The sequence below is a fragment of the Marivivens aquimaris genome (genome assembly GCF_015220045.1).
GTDB classification, from domain to species: domain Bacteria; phylum Pseudomonadota; class Alphaproteobacteria; order Rhodobacterales; family Rhodobacteraceae; genus Marivivens; species Marivivens aquimaris.
The window spans coordinates 1351177-1372512 of the sequence record NZ_JADBGB010000001.1; the positions used below are offsets into that span (position 1 = coordinate 1351177).

The 21336-nt window shown below is 61.4% G+C and carries 24 protein-coding genes and 1 tRNA gene; 14 read left to right on the forward strand and 11 right to left on the reverse strand.

The annotated features are described in order from the left end of the window. Nucleotides 1-276 precede the first annotated feature (276 nt). Genes IF204_RS06720 through purC form a run of 5 tightly spaced genes read right to left on the reverse strand, consistent with a single transcriptional unit; the run spans nt 277 to nt 5088 of the window. Nucleotides 277-1611, reverse strand: coding sequence for a sigma-54-dependent transcriptional regulator (locus IF204_RS06720; RefSeq protein ID WP_194095660.1), 1335 nt, complete (start codon nt 1609-1611; stop codon nt 277-279). Nucleotides 1612-1617: 6 nt separating this feature from the next. After that, on the reverse strand, nt 1618-3360 hold the full coding sequence (locus tag IF204_RS06725; protein ID WP_194095662.1) for a sensor histidine kinase: 1743 nt from the start codon (nt 3358-3360) through the stop codon (nt 1618-1620). A 53-nt stretch (nt 3361-3413) separates the two neighbouring features. Further along, nucleotides 3414-4082, reverse strand: coding sequence for a phosphoribosylformylglycinamidine synthase subunit PurQ (gene purQ / locus IF204_RS06730; protein ID WP_194095664.1), 669 nt, complete (start codon nt 4080-4082; stop codon nt 3414-3416). Beyond that, a complete protein-coding gene (purS, locus tag IF204_RS06735) occupies nt 4079-4312 on the reverse strand; it encodes a phosphoribosylformylglycinamidine synthase subunit PurS (protein ID WP_167638175.1) in 234 nt (77 codons plus the stop codon). The genes purQ and purS overlap by 4 nt, the downstream gene beginning before the upstream one ends. 14 nt (nt 4313-4326) lie before the next feature. After that, nucleotides 4327-5088: a phosphoribosylaminoimidazolesuccinocarboxamide synthase gene (purC, locus tag IF204_RS06740; protein WP_194095666.1), complete on the reverse strand. Its 762-nt coding sequence runs from the start codon at nt 5086-5088 to the stop codon at nt 4327-4329. Nucleotides 5089-5344: 256 nt separating this feature from the next. Here purC and bmt point away from each other — a divergent pair, with 256 nt between their 5' ends. Continuing rightward, nucleotides 5345-6355, forward strand: coding sequence for a betaine--homocysteine S-methyltransferase (bmt, locus tag IF204_RS06745; protein WP_194095668.1), 1011 nt, complete (start codon nt 5345-5347; stop codon nt 6353-6355). Between the two features lie 49 nt (nt 6356-6404). Here the strand turns inward: bmt and IF204_RS06750 are convergent, their stop codons facing one another. Further along, nucleotides 6405-7481, reverse strand: a complete 1077-nt coding sequence (locus IF204_RS06750; protein WP_194095670.1) for a PA0069 family radical SAM protein — start codon at nt 7479-7481, stop codon at nt 6405-6407. 156 nt (nt 7482-7637) lie between these two features. Here IF204_RS06750 and IF204_RS06755 point away from each other — a divergent pair, with 156 nt between their 5' ends. The 3 genes from IF204_RS06755 (at nt 7638) to IF204_RS06765 (ending at nt 9536) form a co-directional block, all read left to right on the forward strand. Further along, entirely contained in the window at nt 7638-8336 is a 699-nt protein-coding gene (locus IF204_RS06755; protein WP_194095672.1) for a corrinoid protein, read from the forward strand. Further along, nucleotides 8329-8958 (forward strand): DUF1638 domain-containing protein, encoded by a 630-nt coding sequence (locus IF204_RS06760; RefSeq protein ID WP_194095674.1) that lies wholly within the window; start codon nt 8329-8331, stop codon nt 8956-8958. The genes IF204_RS06755 and IF204_RS06760 overlap by 8 nt, the downstream gene beginning before the upstream one ends. 92 nt (nt 8959-9050) lie before the next feature. Next, the gene (locus tag IF204_RS06765) at nt 9051-9536 is read left to right on the forward strand and encodes a heme-degrading domain-containing protein (protein ID WP_194095676.1); all 486 of its coding nucleotides are present in this window, start codon (nt 9051-9053) and stop codon (nt 9534-9536) included. Here IF204_RS06765 and IF204_RS06770 read toward each other — a convergent pair. Next, entirely contained in the window at nt 9533-9940 is a 408-nt protein-coding gene (locus tag IF204_RS06770) for a SufE family protein (RefSeq protein ID WP_194095678.1), read from the reverse strand. The two genes, IF204_RS06765 and IF204_RS06770, sit on opposite strands and share 4 nt — an antisense overlap. Nucleotides 9941-10063: 123 nt before the next feature. On the opposite strand from IF204_RS06770, the gene IF204_RS06775 reads away from it, so the two are divergent. After that, on the forward strand, nt 10064-10528 hold the full coding sequence (locus IF204_RS06775) for a hypothetical protein (RefSeq protein WP_194095680.1): 465 nt from the start codon (nt 10064-10066) through the stop codon (nt 10526-10528). On the opposite strand, the gene rnd is transcribed toward IF204_RS06775, so the two are convergent. The 3 genes from rnd to purM form a co-directional block, all read right to left on the reverse strand. Then, nucleotides 10529-11686 (reverse strand): ribonuclease D, encoded by a 1158-nt coding sequence (rnd, locus tag IF204_RS06780; protein WP_194095682.1) that lies wholly within the window; start codon nt 11684-11686, stop codon nt 10529-10531. Nucleotides 11687-11786: 100 nt separating this feature from the next. Further along, nucleotides 11787-12383 (reverse strand): phosphoribosylglycinamide formyltransferase, encoded by a 597-nt coding sequence (gene purN / locus IF204_RS06785; RefSeq protein WP_194095684.1) that lies wholly within the window; start codon nt 12381-12383, stop codon nt 11787-11789. Beyond that, nucleotides 12380-13423 carry a phosphoribosylformylglycinamidine cyclo-ligase gene (purM, locus tag IF204_RS06790; RefSeq protein ID WP_194095686.1) on the reverse strand — a complete coding sequence of 348 codons (1044 nt, stop codon included), beginning with the start codon at nt 13421-13423 and terminating at the stop codon, nt 12380-12382. The genes purN and purM overlap by 4 nt, the downstream gene beginning before the upstream one ends. Before the next feature lie 145 nt (nt 13424-13568). Here purM and IF204_RS06795 point away from each other — a divergent pair. The 9 genes from IF204_RS06795 to IF204_RS06835 all read left to right on the forward strand — a co-directional run bounded on the left by IF204_RS06795 (nt 13569) and on the right by IF204_RS06835 (nt 20950). Next, nucleotides 13569-13644, forward strand: a tRNA-Ile gene (locus tag IF204_RS06795). A 438-nt stretch (nt 13645-14082) separates the two neighbouring features. Beyond that, complete coding sequence (locus tag IF204_RS06800) at nt 14083-14610, forward strand: hypothetical protein (protein ID WP_194095688.1); 528 nt, start codon at nt 14083-14085, stop codon at nt 14608-14610. Continuing rightward, nucleotides 14610-15005, forward strand: a complete 396-nt coding sequence (locus IF204_RS06805; protein WP_194095690.1) for a phage holin family protein — start codon at nt 14610-14612, stop codon at nt 15003-15005. The genes IF204_RS06800 and IF204_RS06805 overlap by 1 nt, the downstream gene beginning before the upstream one ends. After that, entirely contained in the window at nt 14998-16140 is a 1143-nt protein-coding gene (locus tag IF204_RS06810) for a DUF3618 domain-containing protein (protein WP_194095692.1), read from the forward strand. Before IF204_RS06805 ends, IF204_RS06810 begins: the two co-directional genes overlap by 8 nt. A 143-nt stretch (nt 16141-16283) precedes the next feature. Further along, entirely contained in the window at nt 16284-17168 is an 885-nt protein-coding gene (locus tag IF204_RS06815; protein WP_228069094.1) for a YihY/virulence factor BrkB family protein, read from the forward strand. A gap of 190 nt (nt 17169-17358) precedes the next feature. Continuing rightward, nucleotides 17359-19008, forward strand: coding sequence for an FAD-dependent monooxygenase (locus tag IF204_RS06820; protein ID WP_322743266.1), 1650 nt, complete (start codon nt 17359-17361; stop codon nt 19006-19008). Nucleotides 19009-19079: 71 nt separating this feature from the next. Further along, complete coding sequence (locus tag IF204_RS06825) at nt 19080-19421, forward strand: AraC family ligand binding domain-containing protein (protein WP_228069095.1); 342 nt, start codon at nt 19080-19082, stop codon at nt 19419-19421. Nucleotides 19422-19463: 42 nt separating this feature from the next. Next, nucleotides 19464-19670 carry a hypothetical protein gene (locus IF204_RS06830; RefSeq protein WP_228069097.1) on the forward strand — a complete coding sequence of 69 codons (207 nt, stop codon included), beginning with the start codon at nt 19464-19466 and terminating at the stop codon, nt 19668-19670. Between the two features lie 287 nt (nt 19671-19957). Continuing rightward, nucleotides 19958-20950, forward strand: coding sequence for an LLM class flavin-dependent oxidoreductase (locus IF204_RS06835; protein WP_194095697.1), 993 nt, complete (start codon nt 19958-19960; stop codon nt 20948-20950). Here the strand turns inward: IF204_RS06835 and IF204_RS06840 are convergent. Further along, the gene (locus tag IF204_RS06840) at nt 20947-21198 is read right to left on the reverse strand and encodes a DUF982 domain-containing protein (protein ID WP_194095699.1); all 252 of its coding nucleotides are present in this window, start codon (nt 21196-21198) and stop codon (nt 20947-20949) included. The genes IF204_RS06835 and IF204_RS06840 overlap by 4 nt on opposite strands. Between the last annotated feature and the right edge of the window lie 138 nt (nt 21199-21336).

Here is a 21336-nt window from a genome sequence, read left to right on the forward strand (position 1 = left end):
ATCGCGGTTCTTCTCCGACGCCCGTCGAGGGGCGCCCGTTTAAGGCCCGGCGCGTCCGATTAACTCGCGCAGCCAGGGCGTTCTTCTGGCCTGTTACAGGCCAAATGCCGTCTGCCAGAGGCCACGTATCAACTCGCTGGCCTGAGGCAGTGAAACTTTCCGGTGTCGGCCACGCCTTTGTGGACGCCATCACGTATCCCCACCTAATACGGGTTGGGGATAAATTACAATGATCAAGTTTAATGATACGTCAACGCAATGAAATTTCAGGGGCGGTTACAGGTAGTCCGCCCGCTGAAGACCATACTTTGCCATCTTTTCATTCAGCGTCCGGCGCGGCAGGCACAGCTCGTCCATCACCGAAACGATCGAGCCCTTGTGGCGGCGCATCGTGTTATCGATCAGCATCCGCTCGAACGCTTCGACGAATTCCTTGAGCGGCTTGCCCTCGGTCGTCATCGCAGGGCGCGAGGTGTCGTCGCTGTCGTTCATCAGCAGCGAAGTGATCGTTCCCGAGCCGCGGCGCGATTGCAAAACCGCGCGTTCGGCAACGTTAATCAGCTGGCGCACGTTACCCGGCCACGGCGCTTGCAGAAGCTGCGCCGCTTCCTGCGCGTTCACCTGCGGCGCGTCGCAGCCGTATTCTTCGGAGAACTGTTCGGTCAGCGACGTGAACAGCGTCAGGATGTCTTCGCCACGTGCACGCAGCGGCGGCACGGTGATGCGCAGCGCGGCAAGGCGGTAGAACAGGTCGGGGCGCAGCGAACTTTCGCAGGTCCGGTCCTGTTCCTGAAGGTTACAGATCGCGATGATGCGGGTCTCGGAGGGCGTGCCCTGCTCATTGATCGCGGTCATCAGACGCGCCTGCTGCGCGGGGCTGAGCGCCTCTATGTCCTCAAGCACCAGCGTACCGCCGCGCGCTTCTTCCATCGCTGGGATCGGCTCGTCTTCGCGGACGGGGCCGAACAGGCGGCGGGTCAGGCTGTCTTCATCGTAGGCAGCGCAGGCCAGCAGCACGAATTTCTTGTTCGCACGGGCACTTACGGCGTGAAGCGCATGTGCGATCAGGGTTTTGCCGGTACCGGTTTCGCCTTCGATCAGGACGTGACCATCGGACTGGCCGAGGTCGAGGATATCCTCTTTCAGGCGCTCCATCGCGGGGCTGGCACCGATGAGTTTCTTCATGATGGCCGAGCCGTCCGACAACTCGCGGCGCAGCGCGCGGGCGTCCAGCGTCAGGCGGCGGGCGTTGGTGGCCTTTTTCGCCAGTTCGGTCATGCGGTCGGGATTGAACGGCTTCTCAAGGAAGTCGTACGCCCCAATGCGCATTGCCTCCACCGCCATCGGCACATCGCCGTGGCCGGTAATCATGATGACGGGCAGCGAGCTGTCGATGCCCTTCATTTTGCGCAGGAACTGCATTCCGTCCATGCCGGGCATCTTGATGTCGCTGACGATGATGCCGGGATAATCAGCGGTCATCGTTTTCAGCGCATCCTCGGCCGAAGCGAAGGTTTCGGTGTCAAAGCCCGACAAAGCCAGCCACTGGCTGATCGACTGACGCATGTCTTTCTCGTCATCGACGATCGCAATCTTCATGGCCTTGCTCATGGTTCCTCACTCTGCAGCTTCAATATCGTTAATCTTAAAGATAGGGAGCGAAAGCTCAAAGACAGCCCCGCCCGACGCACCATTTCGTGCGGTAAGACGACCACCTAGGTCTTTTACGATCCCTGACGAGATAGCGAGGCCCAATCCGACCCCGTCTCCCGGTAGTTTTGTGGTGTAAAACGGCTCGAATAGCGCGTCGAGGTCGTCGATCCCTGCCCCGTTATCACGAACGGTCAAATGTACGCTGTCACCCACCGACAGCAAAACGTCGATCGACGGATCGCCCGCGGTCTTGGTCGCATCGAGCGCGTTGCGCAGCAGGTTGATGATCACCTGCTCCAGCCGCAGACGGTCGCCGTAGATCATCGCGGGTTCTGCCGGCATTGCGCTTGAGATCGAAATCTTCCGCGTTTTCAGTTGCGGCTCCATCATCGACAACGCGGTCGACACGGCATCGCGGACGTCCACGGGCTCGAACGCTTCCTTGCCTTTTCGGGCGTAGGATTTGAGCTGGCGGGTTATGACGCCCATGCGGTCGATCAGGTCGTCGATGCGCTGGAACGAGGCCAGCGCCTCTTCGGAGCGTTTACGTTGCAGCAGCAGGCGCGCACCCGCGAGGTAGGTTTTCATCGCGGCGAGCGGCTGGTTCAATTCGTGACTCACGGCAGCGGACATCTCACCGAGAGCGGCGAGTTTCGACGACTGCGCGAGCGTCTGTTCGGCGACTTCGAGGGTCTTTTCGACCTTCTCGCGTTCCGCAATCTCGCGCTGGAGGCGGATGTTCAGCGCCCGCAGGTCGGCAGACTCGCGTTGGAAGAACACCATACGTGACGCCGATTTACGGGACGACACCCAGAAGCCGAGCGCGAGCAGTATCGCAAAGCCCATGATTTCAAGCGCAAGGAAGCCGTTCACCTTTTCCCGCACGGAATCGTAGGTGGTAAAACTGACCATGCGCCAGCCTTGGAACGGCACGCGTGTCTCCATCCGCAGCACGGCCTCGCCTTGCAGATAGCCGTCAATCGGGATGATCGACCAGTCCTGCGTGGCGCGAAGGGCGCGTTCGATTGCGGATTTCGGCGACTGGACGGCAAGCGCCTCGGCCTCGGTCCGGCCTCGCCAGCGCGGTTCGGTCGACAGGATCACGGTGCCGGCGCTGTCAGTGACAAACACCGCGTCAGAAATGCTCGCCCAACTGCGTTCGAGCTTATGCAGGTCGACCTCGATCGCGATGACACCCAGCGCGCCCGATGGCCCGTCGATACGGCGCGAATAAACGAACGAATAGCCGCCCGTTTCGGCTTCGAGCAGCGTAAAGATCGTCGCGTTCGAGCGCAGCGCGTTAATGTAGAACTGGTCGTTGCGGTGCGTCTCGCCCAGACGGGTCCGGTCGGTGGCGGCCACGGTGCGGCCATCACGGTCAAACAGCATGAGGGACGCGGCGCCGATCTCGTCCACGAAAGACAGCAGACGCTGGGTGGACAGCGAATATTCCTGCGCCGACAGCGCGCGGATCAATTCAGGGTCACGGGCCAGCAGTTGCGGAACGATGGAATTGCGCTGAAGCTCGGAAGTCAGGTTACCGACATAGAGCGTCATACGAACCTCCGCGCGGTTGCGCGTGGATTCCGTAAAACGTTCTGTCAGGAGAAGGTTGGTGAAATAGATCACCACCATTGCCACGATGACAAGCACGACCACGCTGATGCGTGTGAGCCAACGCCCTAGCGTTATGGGATCTGCTTTCATCGGGGTCTTGGCGGCCATGGGGCGAGTTTACGCTCGCCCCTTTGGATCGGCAATCAGGCGCTGACGACTTGGTTCAACAATCCGCGGAAAAGCGCCTGTCCATCTGTGCCGCCATGGTTGGCGTCGATGGCGCGTTCGGGGTGCGGCATCATGCCGAGAACGCGGCGGTTCTCCGAAAGAACACCTGCGATGTTGCCAACAGCACCGTTCAGGTTCTCCGTGTAGGTGAACGCGATGCGGTCCTGATCGCGGAGCATGGCCAGCGTTTCTTCGTCGACGGTGTAGTTGCCGTCGTGGTGCGCGACCGGAACGCTGATGACGTCGCCCTTGGCGTAGCCTTGAGTGAACGCGCTGTCAGCGGTTTCGACGTTCAGGCCGACCGACTTGCACACGAACTTCAGACCGGCGTTGCGCATCAGCGCGCCCGGCAGAAGACGGGTTTCGGTCAGAACCTGAAAACCGTTGCAAACGCCGAGGGCATAGCCGCCGCGGTTGACGTGGTCGACGAGGCCCTTGCAGACCGGCGACTGGGCAGCAATCGCACCGCAGCGCAGGTAGTCGCCGAACGAGAAACCGCCCGGAACCGCGACAAGGTCGACGCCCTCGGGGAGCGCGGCATCCTTGTGCCAGACCATGGTGACGTCAGCGCCGGCATTCTCCAGCGCGACTTTCATGTCGCGGTCGCAGTTGGACCCCGGGAAAACGAGGACTGCTGCCTTCATGCCGACAGCTCCACCTTGTAGCTTTCGATCACGGTGTTCGCGAGCAGCTTCTCGCACATTTCCTTCACCGTTTCTTCGGTGGTGCCTTCAGCGAGATCGAGCTCGATCACCTTGCCCTGACGGACACCTTCGACACCATCAAAACCAAGCGCGCCCAGAGCGTGACGAACAGCCTCGCCCTGCGGATCGAGCACACCGTTTTTGAGCATTACGTAAACGCGGGCTTTCATCGATCCGTATCCTTTTAGTTGATGAGCGTGGGCTTGTGGGCGTGGGTGACGTTCGAAGGCAGAACGCCCAGACGGCGTGCGACTTCGGTATAAGCGTCGGTGAGGTTGCCAAGGTCCTGACGGAACACGTCCTTGTCCAGCTTCTGGCCGGTTTCGATGTCCCACAGGCGGCAGCTATCGGGGCTGATTTCGTCAGCAACGACGAGGCGCATGAAATCGTTGTCCCATACGCGGCCGAGTTCGATCTTGAAGTCGATCAGCTTGATGCCGACGCCGTGCATGACGCCCGACATGAAATCGTTCACGCGCAGAGCGATGGCAACGATATCGTCCATGTCCTGCTGCGAGGCCCAGCCGAAAGCGGCGATGTATTCTTCCGGAACCAGCGGGTCACCCAGAGCGTCGTTCTTGTACGAGAATTCGACGATCGGACGCGGCAGCTGGCGGCCCTCTTCCATGCCGAGGCGCTTGGCCATCGAACCGGCGGCGTAGTTACGCACGATCACTTCGAGCGGAATGATCTCGACCTGACGGCAGAGCTGCTCGCGCATGTTCAGACGGCGGATGAAGTGCGTCGGGATGCCGACGTTCTGCAGACCGGTCATGAAGAATTCGGACAGGCGGTTGTTCAGCACGCCTTTGCCTTCGATGACGGCTTTCTTCTCGGCGTTGAAAGCAGTCGCATCATCTTTGAAGTACTGGACGATTGTTCCCGGCTCCGGGCCTTCGTACAGGATTTTAGCCTTGCCTTCGTAGATTTTCTTGCGACGCGCCATGGAGGTCCCCTCGTCTGTCCGCATTTACGCGGCGTGAGTCATGGCGGTGCGTATAGGGCAAGGTCTCAAAACCTGCAAGAATGCAGGGCCATAACGGCATTGCTAATTTGCGATAGCTTTTTCAGGCTTTTTTGACCGCTTGGACAGGTTTGAGCGTTTTTCGTGGTCCCTATTCGTTTCGCGTTATAATTGGTGTTTGAAAACCCTGCTGGCTCGTGCCATGGCGGGACTGAAACGACACCAAGGATGGTCAGACATGACGAATGCTCTTTCCCGCATGCTCGAAACCCGCGACTGGCTTCTGGCCGATGGCGCGACCGGCACCAACCTGTTCAATATGGGTCTGAACTCGGGCGACGCGCCGGAGCTCTGGAACGTCGACCACCCCGAAAAGATCAAAGCACTCTATAGCGGTGCCGTCGATGCGGGCAGCGACCTGTTCCTGACGAACACTTTCGGCGGCAACGCCTCGCGTCTGAAGCTGCACAGTGCCGAAGGCCGTGTGCGCGAACTCAACCGCGTTGCGGCAGAGCTTGGCCGTGAAGTCGCCGACGCCTCGGGCCGTCAGGTCATCGTCGCAGGCTCCGTCGGTCCGACCGGCGAGATCATGGCGCCGATGGGCAGCCTCACCCACGAGCTGGCTGTGGAGATGTTCCACGAACAGGCAGAGGGCCTCAAAGAAGGCGGCGTTGACGTGCTCTGGGTCGAAACCATCTCGGCCACCGAAGAATACAAAGCCGCTGCCGAAGCCGCAAAGCTGGCAGGAATGCCGTGGTGCGGCACCATGAGCTTCGACACTGCTGGCCGCACCATGATGGGCGTGACCTCGGCCGATCTGGCGAAGATCGTCGAAAAGCTCGACTACAAACCGCTCGCATTCGGCGCGAACTGCGGCGTCGGCGCGTCCGACCTGCTGCGCACCGTTCTGGGCTTCTCGGCCACCGGCACCAACACTCCGATCGTGTCGAAGGGTAACGCCGGCATCCCGAAATACCACGACGGTCACATCCACTATGACGGCACGCCGGAACTGATGGGCGACTATGCCGTTCTTGCCCGCGACTGCGGCGCGACCATCATCGGCGGTTGCTGTGGCACCACGCCGGAACACCTGCGCGCCATGAAGGAAGCGCTGGAAACCCGCTCGCGCGGTGAGCGTCCGTCGCTGGAAGAGATCTCCGAAAAGCTCGGCGGTTTCTCGTCGGCATCGGACGGCACGGGCGGCGACGAGCCGACCCCGACCCGCCGCAGCCGTCGCCGCGGCTAATCGGTTTCGTGTCTTGGAAAGCGCCTCGCATTGCGGGGCGCTTTTTCGTTCAGAACAGGCTGAGTTGATCGCCCTTCTGTGGTGGTTTGCAGAACAGGTCCGTCCGCAATTCCGGCAGCGGCTTGTCCAGCCCGTACCGTCGCTTCGCGATCCGGAAACGCTTGCGCAGAAGGTCTGCCCATTCACCCTGCCCCGTCATGCGTTGGCCCCACTGTGGATCGTAGTCCTTGCCGCCGTGCAATTCGCGCACGCGTGCCATGATGCGGTTCGCGCGGAGGGGAAAATTCTCCTCCACCCATTCGGTGAATAGCGGCGACACCTCTCGCGGCAGGCGCAGTACGATATAGGACGCCGCCAGCGCGCCCGCTGCGGCTCCCGCTTCCATGATCGGCTCCAGTTCGTGATCCGTCAGCGCGGGGATCATCGGAGAGGCCATGACGCGCACAGGTATCCCCGCCTCCGACAACCGCTTGATCGTCTGGAGCCGCCGTTTGGGATGCGGAACGCGCGGCTCCATCGCCCGCGCGGTTTTCGGGTCGAGCGTCGTCACCGAAATCCCGACCCTCACGAGGTTCCGCTCCGCCATCGAGGCGAGAATATCCACGTCCCGTTCGATCAGCGTGCCCTTCGTCACGATGCCCACGGGATGGTTGAAATCCGACAGCACCTGCAACACCCGCCGCATGATCTGGCGGTCCTTTTCAATCGGCTGATACGGGTCGGTATTGGTCCCGATCGCAATGGTTGCAGGAACATAGGAGGTCTTCGACAACTCCCTCGCCAGCACCTCCGGCGCGTCGGGACGGGCGATCAGCTGCGTTTCGAAATCCAACCCCGGGGACAACCCAAGGTAGGCATGACTCGGCCGCGCGAAGCAATAAATGCACCCGTGCTCGCAGCCGCGATAGGGATTGATCGAGCGGTCGAACGGAATGTCGGGCGATGTGTTGCGGGTGATGACGCTGCGCGGCACCTCGTCGGTCACGGTCGTCCGAAGCGGAGCAATCTCCTCCTCCAGATCCCAGCCGTCATCCTCCGCGACCGAGGAATAGCGGTCGAAACGGTTGGCGGGATTGTATGTGGCGGCGCGCCCTTTGCGCCTGTCTTTGGGGATCGGAAGCTCCATATTCTGCAAAATAGAACAAAATAGGAACTTCGCAAAGTTGTTAATTTCGACACTGCGGTCGCTTCCGCTACGTCCGAAGTCGCAATCGGTCCAGACCATTTGTCGCATATGGGGGAAAGGAAGAAAAACGCCCTCTTTTTAGCGAAAGAACCCGTCATGGCTGAAGACGACGAGATCATCCTCTCCGAACTTAACGACGAAGAATTGGTCGAACAGATGTTCGACGACCTTTACGACGGTCTCAAGGAAGAGATCGAAGAAGGCGTCAACATCCTTCTGGGCCGCGGATGGGCGCCCTACCGCGTTCTGACCGAAGCTCTGGTTGGCGGTATGACCATCGTCGGCAAAGACTTCCGCGACGGCATCCTCTTCGTTCCCGAAGTTCTGCTTGCTGCGAACGCGATGAAGGGCGGCATGGCCATCCTCAAGCCGCTTCTGGCCGAAACCGGTGCACCGCGCGTCGGCAAGATGGTCATCGGCACTGTGAAGGGCGACATCCACGACATCGGCAAGAACCTTGTTTCGATGATGATGGAAGGCGCCGGTTTCGAAGTCGTCGACCTCGGCATCAACAACGCTGTCGAAGCCTACCTCGAAGCGCTGGAAACCGAAAAGCCGGACATCCTCGGCATGTCGGCTCTGCTGACCACCACCATGCCCTACATGAAGACCGTCATCGATACGATGGTCGAGATGGGCATCCGTGACGACTACATCGTTCTCGTTGGCGGCGCGCCGCTGAACGAAGAGTTCGGTAAGGCCATCGGCGCCGACGCTTACTGCCGTGACGCGGCTGTTGCCGTCGAGACCGCGAAGACCTTTGTCGCTCGCCGTCACAACCAGATGAATGCCTGATCTTTCAGACAACACTCTGACAGAGCGCGGTCTGCCCCCTTCCGGGGCGGGCCGCGTTCTCGTTGTGGCCTGCGGTGCGCTGGCCCACGAGATTGTCGCGCTCAAAGGCCTGAACGGCTGGGACCACCTCGACCTTCAGTGCCTGCCCGCCATCCTGCATAATCACCCTGAAAAGATCACCGACGCGGTCGTTGCCGCCGTCGAAGAGCACCGCGACGATTACGGCCGCGTGTTCGTCGCCTACGCCGATTGCGGCACGGGCGGATATCTGGAGGCGGCGTGCAAAAAGCTCGGCGTGGAGATGATCCGCGGCCCGCATTGCTACGCCTTTTTCGAAGGCGTTGATGCGTTCGAAAAGCGCGGCGAGATTACCTCGTTCTACCTGACTGACTTCCTCGCGCGGCAGTTCGATGCCTTCGTATGGAAGCCTCTCGGCCTCGACCGTCATCCGCAGTTGCTGGAGATGTACTTCGGCCACTACGAGACGCTGGTCTACATGGCGCAGACCGACGATCCGGCGCTCACCGCCAAGGCGGAAGCCTGCGCTGAACGGATGGGCCTGACGTTCGAACGCCGCTTCACCGGATACGGTGAACTTGCCACGGCGCTTTCAAACGCTTGAACCAATCTGACACGATTTGCTCCTGACCCTCTCTATTCGATTGCGAGGGTTCGGGATACGTCTAACGTGGGCCTCGTTTTGGAGGAGTACCCATGTCCCAGCAATTGATTGACGCCATTAAAGAACAGGAAAAGCGGCTCGTTCTTGACGCCTTCGACGAAGATATCGCGTTCGAGATCGGATGCGACCTGCGCGCTCGCGCCAAGGCGGTTAATGCGCCCGTCAGCATCGAAATCCGTTCGTCCTCGCGCCGTTTCTTTTTCGCGACCCTGCCCGGCGCGACGCCTGAAAATCAGGACTGGGGCCGCCGCAAGATCAACACCGTGCTGCGGACCTACAAATCATCAATGCGTGCGGGACTGGAATACAACGCCGAGGGCCGCGAACAGTGGCCGGACGTGGGCCTGCGCTACGAGGACTTCGTCATCCACGGCGGCGGCTTTCCCGTGACCGTCAAGGGCGTGGGCGTGATTGCCGCGATCGGCATCTCCGGCCTGCCCTCGATCGAGGATCACGAAATGTCGGCCTTTGCACTGGCCGACCGTCTGGGCATCAAGATGGACAGCCTGCCGCGTTAAGCGGCGGCAGCCGTCTGGCGGATGCGCTCGATCATCGCGCGCACACCGTTGGAGCGCTGCGACGACAGATGTTCGTTCAGGCCAAGACGTCCGAGTTCCGCTTGGGCGTCGACGGCGAGGATCTCTTTGGCCGACAGCCCATTGAACAGCGCCAGCAGGATCGCGATAAGGCCGCGCACGATGATCGCGTCGCTGTCACCGCGGAAGGTGTAAACACCGCCCTCTTCATGCGGCATCAGCCAGACCTGGCTCGCGCAGCCGTCCACCTTGGTCGCCGGAACCTTCAGCGCGTCTTCGAGCGGCGGCATTTCCTTGCCCAGCTCGATCACGTGGCGGTAGCGGTCTTCCCAGTCGTCGAGGAAGTCGAACGTGTCTGCGATATCTTCGAATGCTGCGGTGGCCATGATGCGTCCTTTCGTTCGTCCTAGGACTTAGGGAACGCGCCGCGAAAGGTCCAGAGGAGGCTTCCCAGAAGCATATGGTTCGGCTACCAATTTTACCTAAGGGAAAGGTGAGGAGACGAAAGTATGCTGCGACGTTTGGTTTTGACGGGTCTGGTTTGTGTGACGGTGACGGGCTGCGCCCGCATCGCGGAATCGCGGCTCAATCCGATGAACTGGTTCGGCCGCAGTCAGGCCGTTGCCGCGCAGCCTCAAGAAATCCGTCCCCTCGTCCCCGAAAGTCGCCGCGTTGTCACCGTGGACCAGCGCGTGCTGATCGACACCGTGACCGACGTGCGGATCGAACGGATGCCCGACGGCGCGATAATCCGCGCGACGGGCTACGCCGCGACCGGCGGGTCGTACAATGCCGAACTAGTGCTGGAGAGCGCCGATGGCGGCAACCTTGTCTACGCGTTCCGCGTCATGCCGTCGAACACGGCAGGCGGTCGCCGCGTGACGGTTGCCACGGTTCTGAGCAATGCAGAACTGGCCGCAACGCGGAGCGTCACAGTGCGCGGCGCGACAGGCGCGCAGCGCACCAGCCGCTGATCAAAGCTGGATTGTTTGGACGTTGTTGCCTTTGACGGCGAGCGCCACCTTGCCGTCGCAGAGCGCCAGCGCATCGTCACCAAACACCTCACGGCGCCAGCCGTGCAGCGCATCGACATCGCGCTCGCCCGCTGCAATCGCGTCGAGGTCGGCAGAGGTCGCGATGAGCTTTTGCGCAACGCCTTCACGGTCGGCCTTGGCCTTCAGCAGCACGCGCAGCAGGTCGGCGAGCGCAGGGTTCACCTGTAGCTTTTCACGGCCCTTCGGCATCTTGGGCGCATCTTCGGGCGGAGTTTCCAGACCGCGCTTGATCGCAGCAAGGATACCGTCGGCAATCTCGCCCTTGCGGGCTTCGCGGAGCAGCAGACGCGAGCGACCCAGATCACCTTCATTCTGCGGCTTGGTCGAGGCCAGCTCGACCAGCGCGTCGTCCTTGAACACACGGCTGCGCGGCACGTCGCGACGCTGGGCATAGGCTTCGCGGAACTCGGCGAGTTCCTTGACGATCGACAGGAAGCGGCCCGAGGTGGTGCGGGTCTTCACACGCTGCCAAGCGTCTTCGGGTTTGGTCTTGTAGGTGGCCGGATCGTTGAGAACCGCCATCTCTTCGGACACCCAGCGAGCGCGGCCGGATTTCTTCAGGCGCTCCGATAGGGACTCGTAGATGTCACGCAGGTGCGTCACGTCTGCGACAGCGTATTTCAGCTGTGCGTCGGTCAGCGGGCGGCGCGACCAATCGGTGAAACGGCTCGACTTATCGAGGTCCGCCTTCGCAATCTTGCGCACGAGGGTCTCGTAGCCGACCTGCTCGCCGTAGCCGCAGACCATCGCGGCGACCTGCGTGTCAAACAGCGGCGCGGGGATGAGGCCTGCGTTAACAAAGAAAATCTCGAGGTCCTGACGGGCCGCGTGGAAAACTTTGGTGACGGTGGGATTGCGGAACAGTTCGTACATCGGCTCGAGCGAAAGGCCATCGACCAGCGGGTCGATAATCACAGCATCCTCACCCGCGTCGTCGCGGTAGGCCATCTGCACGAGGCAAAGCTTGGAGTAATAGGTGCGTTCCCGAAGAAACTCAGTGTCGACAGTCACATAGGGACGTTTGGCAGCTTCGAGGCAGAAGTCGGCAAGAGCCTCGGTCGTCGTGATTGTCTTCATCTGTGGTGGTTCCTCCGCCAGTAACGGAACTGTCATAAGTCAAAGGCGAAGCGTTGAAAAGAGCAGCGCGCGGCTGCTCTGATTTGTGTTGCAGATGCGCCTAGCGCAGCACGATCATCGAACGGTCGCCTGCCGCGTAATTGCGCAGAACCGCCGGATAAAGCTTGTGCTCCATCGGCAGAACGCGGGCCGCGAGAACGTCCGATGTATCACTGTCCAGCACAGGCACGATCGCCTGACCGAGGATCGGCCCGCCGTCGAGTTCAGCCGTCACTTCGTGCACCGAACAACCGTGCTCCGCATCGCCCGCCTCGATGGCGCGCTGATGGGTGTGCAGGCCCTTGTACTTGGGCAGCAGCGACGGGTGGATGTTCAGCATCATCCCGCCCCAACGGCTGGTGAAGCCTTCGGTGAGGATACGCATGAAACCGGCGCAGCAGATGATGTCCGGCTTGGCTTCTTCCAGAACGCGGGTCAGTTCAGCTTCGAACGCGGCGCGATCCTTGCCGAAGGGTTTGTGGTCCACGACAGCAGTCGCAACGCCCATGCCTTCGGCTTTGGCGAGGCCGCCAGCGTCCGGCACGTTCGACACCACGAGCACGGGCTCGCAGGGGTGGTCACCCGATTGCATATCCTGAACGAGGGACACCATGTTGGAGCCCCCGCCCGAAATCAGGATCGCGACACGTTTGGTCACAGAAGGTTGCCCGTGTAGGAAACGCCCTCGCCTTCGACGACGGTGCCCATGCGCGACACGCTCTCGCCAGCGGCCAGAAGCAGCGCTTCCAGATCGTCGGCCTGCTCGGCGTCCGCGACAACGATCATGCCGATGCCGGAGTTGAAGGTCTTGAGCAGTTCCGCCTCTTCCATGTTGGCGGTTTCGGCCAGCCAACGGAACACAGCCGGAAGTTCCCAGCTCGACAGGTCGATTTGCGCGCCGAGGCCCTCGGGCAGAACGCGCGGCAGGTTCTCGGTCAGACCGCCGCCGGTGATGTGGGCCAGCGCGTGAACGCCGCCAGCGCGGACAGCAGCCAGCGCCTGCTTGACATAAAGGCGGGTCGGCGCCAGCAGCGCTTCGCCCAGAGTTTCGTCCGCAAACGGAGCCTTGTCGTCCCAAGCGAGGCCCGACATTTCGACAACCTTGCGCACGAACGAATAACCGTTCGAGTGAACGCCGTTCGAGCCGAGGCCCAGAAGAACGTCGCCAGCCTTGACGCCAGCCGGAAGGTCGGTGCCGCGTTCCATCGCGCCGACTGCGAAACCTGCGAGGTCGAAATCGCCTGCTTCGTACATACCCGGCATTTCGGCGGTCTCGCCGCCGATCAGTGCGCAACCGCTGTCTTCACAGCCCTTGGCGATACCGTTGATGATGCGGGCCGCGCTATCGACGTCCAGCTTGCCGGTGGCAAAGTAGTCGAGGAAGAACAGCGGCTCTGCGCCCTGACACACGAGGTCGTTCACGCACATCGCAACAAGGTCGATACCCACGGTGTCAACGTTGCCGGTGTCGATGGCGATACGCAGCTTGGTGCCCACGCCGTCGGTGGCAGCCACGAGGATCGGATCGGTGTAGCCCGCGCCCTTGAGGTCGAACAGCGCGCCGAAGCCGCCAAGACCGGCCATCACACCCGAACGAGCGGTGCGTTTCGCCGCCGGTTTGATACGTTCTACGAGAGTGTTACCTGCATCGATATCCACGCCTGCATCTGCGTAAGTGAGGCCATTCTTGCCAGTCATCGCTGTCCCCTTGAATGAATTGGCGCTCCGATAGCCCAATATTCACCTTAGGGCAATGTAACATCGCACAATTACGACGCTCCGCGCATGAACCGTTCGGCAGGTTCTTGACCATGCTCTCGCACTAGGGGTATCTGCTCCGCGGGGGCCTATAGCTCAACGGTTAGAGCAGAGCGCTCATAACGCTTTGGTTCCAGGTTCGAATCCTGGTGGGCCTACCAACCAAATCAGGGATTTCGGCGGTCTGGCAATTAGGAACTCGTGCCGCGATCCTATCCCCGAAAACTTTGTGGCGGCGGTTGCTGGCTTCGATATAGCTGCGCGTTTGGTATCTGCCCTTTGCTGCCGTTCGGTCTCTGGCCGACCGCTGCGGTGCAGCTTCACTGGACCGGCTATTCAGCCATCACACGGCATTTCCAGAAGTTGAAGGTCGGGACTGCGGTCAACGCCCTATTTCTCTGCGGTTGCATCAGTGGCGGCGCAGGTCTTGGCAGAGGTTTCCGGCACGAAGGATTGTCCCCCTCAGCAGGTACTGGTCGAAAGAGTTCCCACGCCGCGGTCAAATAATAAAGAGCAAAAAAGGAACTTAGCCGGAGCAGCGTGTGTTGTTCAACCAACACGGTGTCCACCGCCGCTCAACTTTATTCAAGGAGGTAAGGATGACTGATCCTTCCCAATATACCCCGAATACCTCTCCTGACACCCCGAACACCTCTCCCGCTGAGAGCGCTGCGCGTGAAATGCGCGATGATCTTCGGACCAAGGCCCGAAATACTGCGGACGAAATCAAACAGCGAGCCAGCGGCTTCGAGGAAGAGCAGCGCGGCCATATGGCGGACGAAGTATCGGACGTCTCGAACGCACTTCGCAAGGCTGCCGAAGAGATGCGCAGCGGTTCCCCGCAAGAGCGGACTATGTCCCAGATTGCTTCGACCCTGGCAGATGCCTCGGACTCGATCCGCGACAAGGATCTGGGTGAAATGGCAGGCGGCTTGTCTGACTTCGCCCGTCGCAACCCGATGGCCTACCTCGGCGGTGCAGCACTTCTCGGATTCGCCGCAACGCGCTTCGCCAAAGCCGGTGCAAACAACGCCAGCACGAACACGGCACCGCAACCGGCATCGGCACCCGCTGCTGCAAGCCCCGCCACCCCCGCCTACCACCGCCAGGAACCGGAGAACATCTGATGCAAACGGACAATACAACCGGAACCACTAACCTGGTCAGCAATATCATCACGCATGTCACCACGCTTGTGCGCAAGGAAATGCAGCTCGCCCGCGCTGAAATCGGCGAGAACCTGAACGGGGCCGCCACGGCGGTCGGCGTGATCGTCGGCGGCGTCGTTTTGACTCTCGTTGGTCTCAACGTCATCGCTGCTGCGCTTGTGGCCGCACTTTCTGCGGCAGGCCTGCATCCTTTCTGGTCGGCCGTGATCGTCGGCGGTGTCGCCATCGTTGCGGCGCTGATCATGATCAAAGGCGGGATGAGCAAGCTCAAGGCAAGCAGCCTCGCCCCGACCCGCACCACTGAAAACGTCCGTCGTGACGTGCATGCAATCACGGAGACGACCAATGGCTAATCGCAAATCAGCAGCAGAAATCGAACGCGAGATTGAACGCGAACGCGCGGGTCTGACCTCGTCCGTATCCGAGCTTCAGAGCCGCTTTTCGACCGACGAGATCGTGGCCCAAGTGGGCCGCCACCTGCAGACTCACGGCAGCGAGATGGGCAAGGCCTTTTCGAAGTCGGCCAAGCAAAACCCAATCGGCTTGACGCTCACGGCTGCCGGCCTTGCATGGATGATGTTCGGTCGCTCCTACGATAACGAGGAAAAAGGCCTGGCCGGCGACCCGCTGAGCCGACATATCCGCAAGGACAGTGCTGCGGACTCCGCTGCAAATACCGCAACCGGTCCGGATTGGGCTGCCCGCAAACCGGGCTACGGCACCACTTATCGCCCCAGCTATTATGACGATCTGCATGGTGATGATGGCGACGAGTCGGAAAGCTTCGAAGTACGCGTGGAACGTGCGCAGGCCCGCCTGAAGTCTGCTTTATCCGACGGGCGTCATAGCGCCGCTGCCACCGCAGGGGATGCCCGCACCAAGATTGGTGAGGCCGGACAGTCCGTACGCGACTCCGTTTCGGCGAAGTCGTCGCAGGCCCAGTCGGTCCTGCAGGACGGTTACGCCCGCATCGCCGCTGGCACAGAGCATATGTCGGAGAGCGCCCGTCGCCGTGTGATCGACGCACGTGAGCGCGCACTTATCGCCCGAGAACGCGGGGGCCAGAAAGTGAAGCAGACCGCCGCAAGCGCTGCCGACTTCTTTGGTGACCATCCTCTTGTCGCTGGCGCTCTTGCCGTCGCGGTCGGTGCCGCGCTTGGCGGAGCGGCTTCGCGCACCAAAGCAGAGGACGACTTCATGGGCGAATACAGCGATGCTTTGATGTCCGAAGCAGAAGCGATCTTCCGTGAAGAACGCGACAAGCTTTCTGCCGTGGCCAGTGCCGCACTCGACGAGGGCGAAAGCATCGCTCGCGAGGCGCGTGCGGAAGCCGATGAACGCACGCCCGGTGATAAGCCTGCCGAGCACGCCCTTGCCGATGCGGCAAAATCTGCTGGCAAGCGTATCGAGGATCGGGTTCGCGACGAAGCGGACGCGCAGAACCTCGGTCGACCGGACGTGACGTCCGAAACGCCCAAGCAGGGCTGATCAACTAACCACGAATTCGCGCCGGCGCCCCATGGCTCCGGCGCGAAATTTAAGACATTCCAAGGAAATTTGCTGTCATGTCAAACGACGGATCCTACGCCGCCCGTCCACGCCAGATCGGCCTGACTGGCTGGAAAGCCATCATGTTACGCGTCAAGGACGAGTTGGCCGCAGACCGGATCAGCTTGGTTTCGGCAGGTGTCGCGTTTTATGCGCTGATGGCCATCTTTCCTGCAATCACGGCGCTCATGGCGCTCGCCGGGCTTTTCATCACTCCCGCCGACGTCACCGCACAAATTCAAAAAGTGACCGCAGTGTTGCCGCAGCGTGCTGCCGAAATCCTGATAGAGCAGGCAAAATCTGTTGCTGGATCGCAGACCGGAGGCCTCGGACTTGCGGCCGCTCTGGGCATCCTGCTTTCGCTCTACTCTGCCTCGGCTGGCGTCGGTCATCTGATCGAAGGGCTCAACGTAGCTTACGGCGAAACAGAAAAGCGCGGCTTTATCCGCCTCAAGCTGACGACGCTGGCGCTGACCCTGCTCCTCATTGTCGGATTGCTGTCCGCAATCGGCGCGCTACTCGTTTTGCCCGGCATTCTTGCGATCGTAGAACTTGGTCCGGTGTTTGAAGCCATTGTGTCGTGGGCTCGTTGGGGCGTTCTGCTCTTCTCGGTCGTCGTAGGCATTGCGCTCATCTACCGGTTTGGTCCGTCCCGCAAGTCTGCGGAATGGACATGGCTCGCCCCCGGAGCCATCGTTGCCTGCCTCCTCTGGCTTATGGGGTCGATCGCTTTCTCTCTCTACGCCGAGAACTTCGGTTCCTATCAGGAAACCTTCGGCTCCTTGGCAGGGGTGATCATCCTGTTGTTCTGGCTCTGGATATCCGCCTACGTGATATTGCTGGGAGCCGAGATTAATGCCGAGCTGGAAGCACAAACGACGCACGATACGACCATCGGCAAGGACATGCCGCGCGGCATGCGCGGGGCTGTGAAAGCCGATGAATTTAAAGGGAGTGACGCCCATTAAACTGGGTAGTTATGTGTCGAGGTACGGGAAGGCCTTTAGAGCTCGTCCCCTGCCCTAGCTGACAGATCACCCTCTGCGAGAACGCTGAGCTATATCCCCAACAATCTGAATTTCGAGAGCAAGACGGGTACCAAAATAATCCTAAACCCAACTTTCCGGTCACCTAGCATTCCGCCAGCCGGCTATAGATGTGGGGTGTGGAGACAACATTAGCCACTCGCGGCGCGGTGCTGCCCTTTGCCAAGCCGGCCAGCGCTGCGGTGCAGCTTCACAGGAGCTACCGTTTGCGCTTGCAATCGAGCTGGGTCAGCGCGGCATCAAATGCATGATCGTCGAACGAGACGACCGCCGGGGATGGGCTCCGCGGGCCAAGACCACCCATTGCAGAACCCGCGAACACATGCGCCGTTGGGGGATTGCGGACAAGCTCGCTGCGGCCTCGCCGTTTGGCGTGGATTACCCGTCGCACGTGCTGTTCGTCACGCGCCTCGGCGGGCATCTGCTGAAACGGTTTGAATATGCTCTCGATTGCAGCCCCGTGCGGAACGAAGGCTACTCCGAGCACGGCCAGTGGGTGCCGCAATACAAGCTTGAAGAGGTGCTGCTGGACGAGGTCCGCAGCCTCGCCAGCGTCACCATCCGCAATGGCTGCACCTTCGACGGCTTCACTCAGGATGAGGGTGGCGTGCACGTCACGATCTCCCACGCGGACGGGACCGAGACTGTGGATGCCGCCTATCTTGTCGGTGCCGACGGCGCGCGCAGTGCCGTGCGGGATGCCATCGGGGCGGAAATGGTGGGCACCTACGGGCTGTCCCGCAATTACAACGTGATTTTCCGCGCGCCCGAACTGGCCAAGCGCCACCGGCACGGGCCGGGTGTGATGTACTGGCAGATCAACGACGACATGCCCAGCCTGATCGGCCCGATGGATCAGGGCGATCTATGGTTCTTCATGCCGACCGGCGTTGGCGCGGACATGAACCTGTCGCCCGAAGACGCAGCCGACACGATCCGCCGCGCGACCGGCATCGACACCGAGATCGAAGTGCTGAGTTCCGACGAATGGGTCGCCAGCCGCTTCCTCGCCAACCGCTACTCGCAAGGCCGCGCGTTTCTGGTCGGCGACGCCTGCCACCTGCACCCGCCCTTCGGCGGTTTCGGGATGAACCTCGGCGTCAGCGACTCCGTCGATCTGGGGTGGAAGATCGCAGCGACGCTACAGGGCTGGGGCGGCGCGTCCTTGCTGGACAGCTACGAGACCGAACGCCGACAGGCCCACGAGATCGTTCTGGACGCCGCCGAGGCGAACCACACCGTGCTCGCCAACCAGCTGGCCCGTCCCAACATCGAGGACAACACCGCCGAAGGTGCCGCTGCCCGCGCGGACCTGTCCAAACTGATCGAGCAGACCAAACGCGCCGAGTTCAACGCCCGCGGCGTCGTACTCGGCTACTGCTACCGCAATTCGCCTGTCATCGTGGACGACGGTACGCAGGACCAGTGGCAACGCTCGGTCGACTACGTGCCGCTGGCCATCCCCGGCTCCATCGCGCCGCACCGCTGGCTGGAGGATGGATCGTCGCTCTACGACCACTTCGGCGAAGGGCTGACGCTGCTGGTGATGGCGAACGGCTGCGATGCCGCAGAAGAAGCCGCCGTGCGCGAGGCCGAAGAACGCGGCGTCCCGCTCAAGGTGCTCCCCCTGCAAGACGCCCACTTGGAGCCGCTCTACGAGGCCCCCCTTGCCCTCATCCGCCCCGACCAACACGTCGCATGGCGCGGCAAGAACTGGCCGGATGGCCTGATTGCTCAGGCGGTGGGACTGGCGGAGGCCTAGGTCTGTGTATCGCCAATCGCGGGCGGATCGCTTAGACTGCGCGGCGATATGAGGAAAACGACCAACGCAGAATGCAACTGAATCGCGCCCCGTTCCTCGGCGGCTTTGATGTGCTCGAAAGCCGCGTAGACCGGTTCGAGTACACGCCCCATCGCCACTCCGAAGTGGTGATCGCGGCCTATGAGGGTGGATTCAAGCGGGCGCGGTGCGACCGGCACGCCTTTGATGTCCAGCGCGGCGATCTGTTGGTCGTGGGGCCCGAGACTCTGCACAGCGGTGCGACAGGAGATGGACCGGGATGGCGCTATGTCTCGGTCTATCTGAGTGTGGATCAAATCGCAGCAGCGACCGGACTGGAGCGCGCAAAGTTCGAAGACCGCCTTGCCGGACACCGCGTTTCCCGCCGCGCTTAAACGGTGTGCGACCTGCGCCTTGCCATCACGGACGAGCTGGCCTTGGGCGAGTTTCTGACCCGTTTGTGTGCAGCGCCGGAGCACCGCAGTGTGCCGCAGCGCCAGCTCTCCCGAGGCGCCGAGGGGCTGATCCTCTGCTGCACCGAGATATTCCTGCTGATCGACCCACCGGACATGCCTGATTTCCCCATGTTCAACACCGCAAAGCTGCATTGCGAAGCCGCCATCGACTTGGCGTTGGCGGACTGAGCGACCTTTTCGTCAGGCGAACTATGTGGCCCGCCGCAGCGCCAACAGCCAATGCTTTGGACGCTTGTGATGCTTTGTTTTTGAGGTTCGGATCTTGGCGGTCCTACCATTTTCCCCTGCTCTTGTGTGACCCCGACGAACGCCTTAGCCCCGCGTCAACTAACGCGTCTCCTTGAAATGCCGCAGCGTGGTCCACAGGTGGGAACATGCGGCGCTCGGGCCGCGCGGGAATTGTCCTCGCGCATCGGTTTGGGACTTCCGCCGCCTCCACTCGAAAAGGCATTTCCATGCAGAAATTCTCGCTCCTCGATCTCGCACCCGTTCCCGAAGGCTCCTCCGTCGCTCAGGCGCTCGCCAACTCTGCCGACCTTGCGGTTACTGCGGAAAAGGCAGGCTATCACCGTTTCTGGGTGGCCGAGCACCACAACATGATCGGTATCGCCAGCTCCGCGACGGCGGTTCTGATCGGGCGTCTGGCGTCTGTGACGAACACTATGCGGATCGGCTCGGGCGGGATCATGCTGCCGAACCACTCGCCGCTGATGGTCGCGGAGCAATTCGGCACGCTGGCAGAGATGTATGGCGACCGCATCGATCTCGGCCTTGGCCGCGCTCCTGGTACCGATCAGGGCACCGCGCGGGCGCTGCGCCGCAATATGTCGCCCGAAGACACCTTCCCGCAGGATGTGCAGGAATTGATGGCCTACCTAGGGGACATGCCTGACGGCTCCCCCGTTCGCGCCATTCCGGGAATGGGCACCAAGGTACCGGTCTATATTCTGGGATCGAGCCTCTATGGCGCGCAGCTCGCGGCATATTACGGCCTGCCCTACGCGTTCGCGTCGCACTTCGCGCCCGACATGCTGGGCGAAGCGCTGGAGGTCTACCGCCACCACTTCCAACCGTCAGAGCATCTGGACAAACCCTACGCCATCGTCGCCGCAAGCGTCTGCGCTGCCGATACCAACGCCGAGGCGGAGTATCTGCGGTCGTCGCAAATTCAGGCGTTTAGCGGGATTATCACCGGCAAGCGTGGCAAGCTGCCCCGTCCGGTGGAAAACATCGCAGAGGTCACGCCGCCGCACGTTATGGCGCAGGTGAACCGTATGCTGGCCGTGTCCGCCAACGGCGGACCAGAGACGGTCAAAGCGCAGCTTTCGCAGATCGTTTCGACCTACCAGCCCGACGAATTGATCGTCACCGGCATGATCCACGACCACGCCGCGCGGGTGCGGTCGTTCGAGATCACGGCAGAGGTGCTAAAGGAACTAGTGGGTTAAGCCGCAGCCTGCGGCTGATACCCTGCCGAGCGCGCGGCGTTGATGAAAGCGTTGCGCGCATCGGCAACAGGACGGATGCAGTCCATCGCGTCCTCGACGTTACGCAGCGCATCCACGCGCGCACCGTCGGCGACGGGCCACTTGCGTTTCAGCCAGTAACGGACCTTTTCGATCGTGCAGAAACGCTCGGTTTCGCCGGCATCATTCAGGACAAGGTGGACGGGTTGGCCCCAGTTAATCTCGATCATTTTATTTCCATTCGTTCTGTCCAAGCGCGCCAATATACCCCGACGGCCCATTAGACCGTGGTCGCTCGCTCAAAGACATTGAGGGTGTAATTCGTGGCAAATGGCATTCGTGCCAATTTGCAAAGCAGACAACATTTT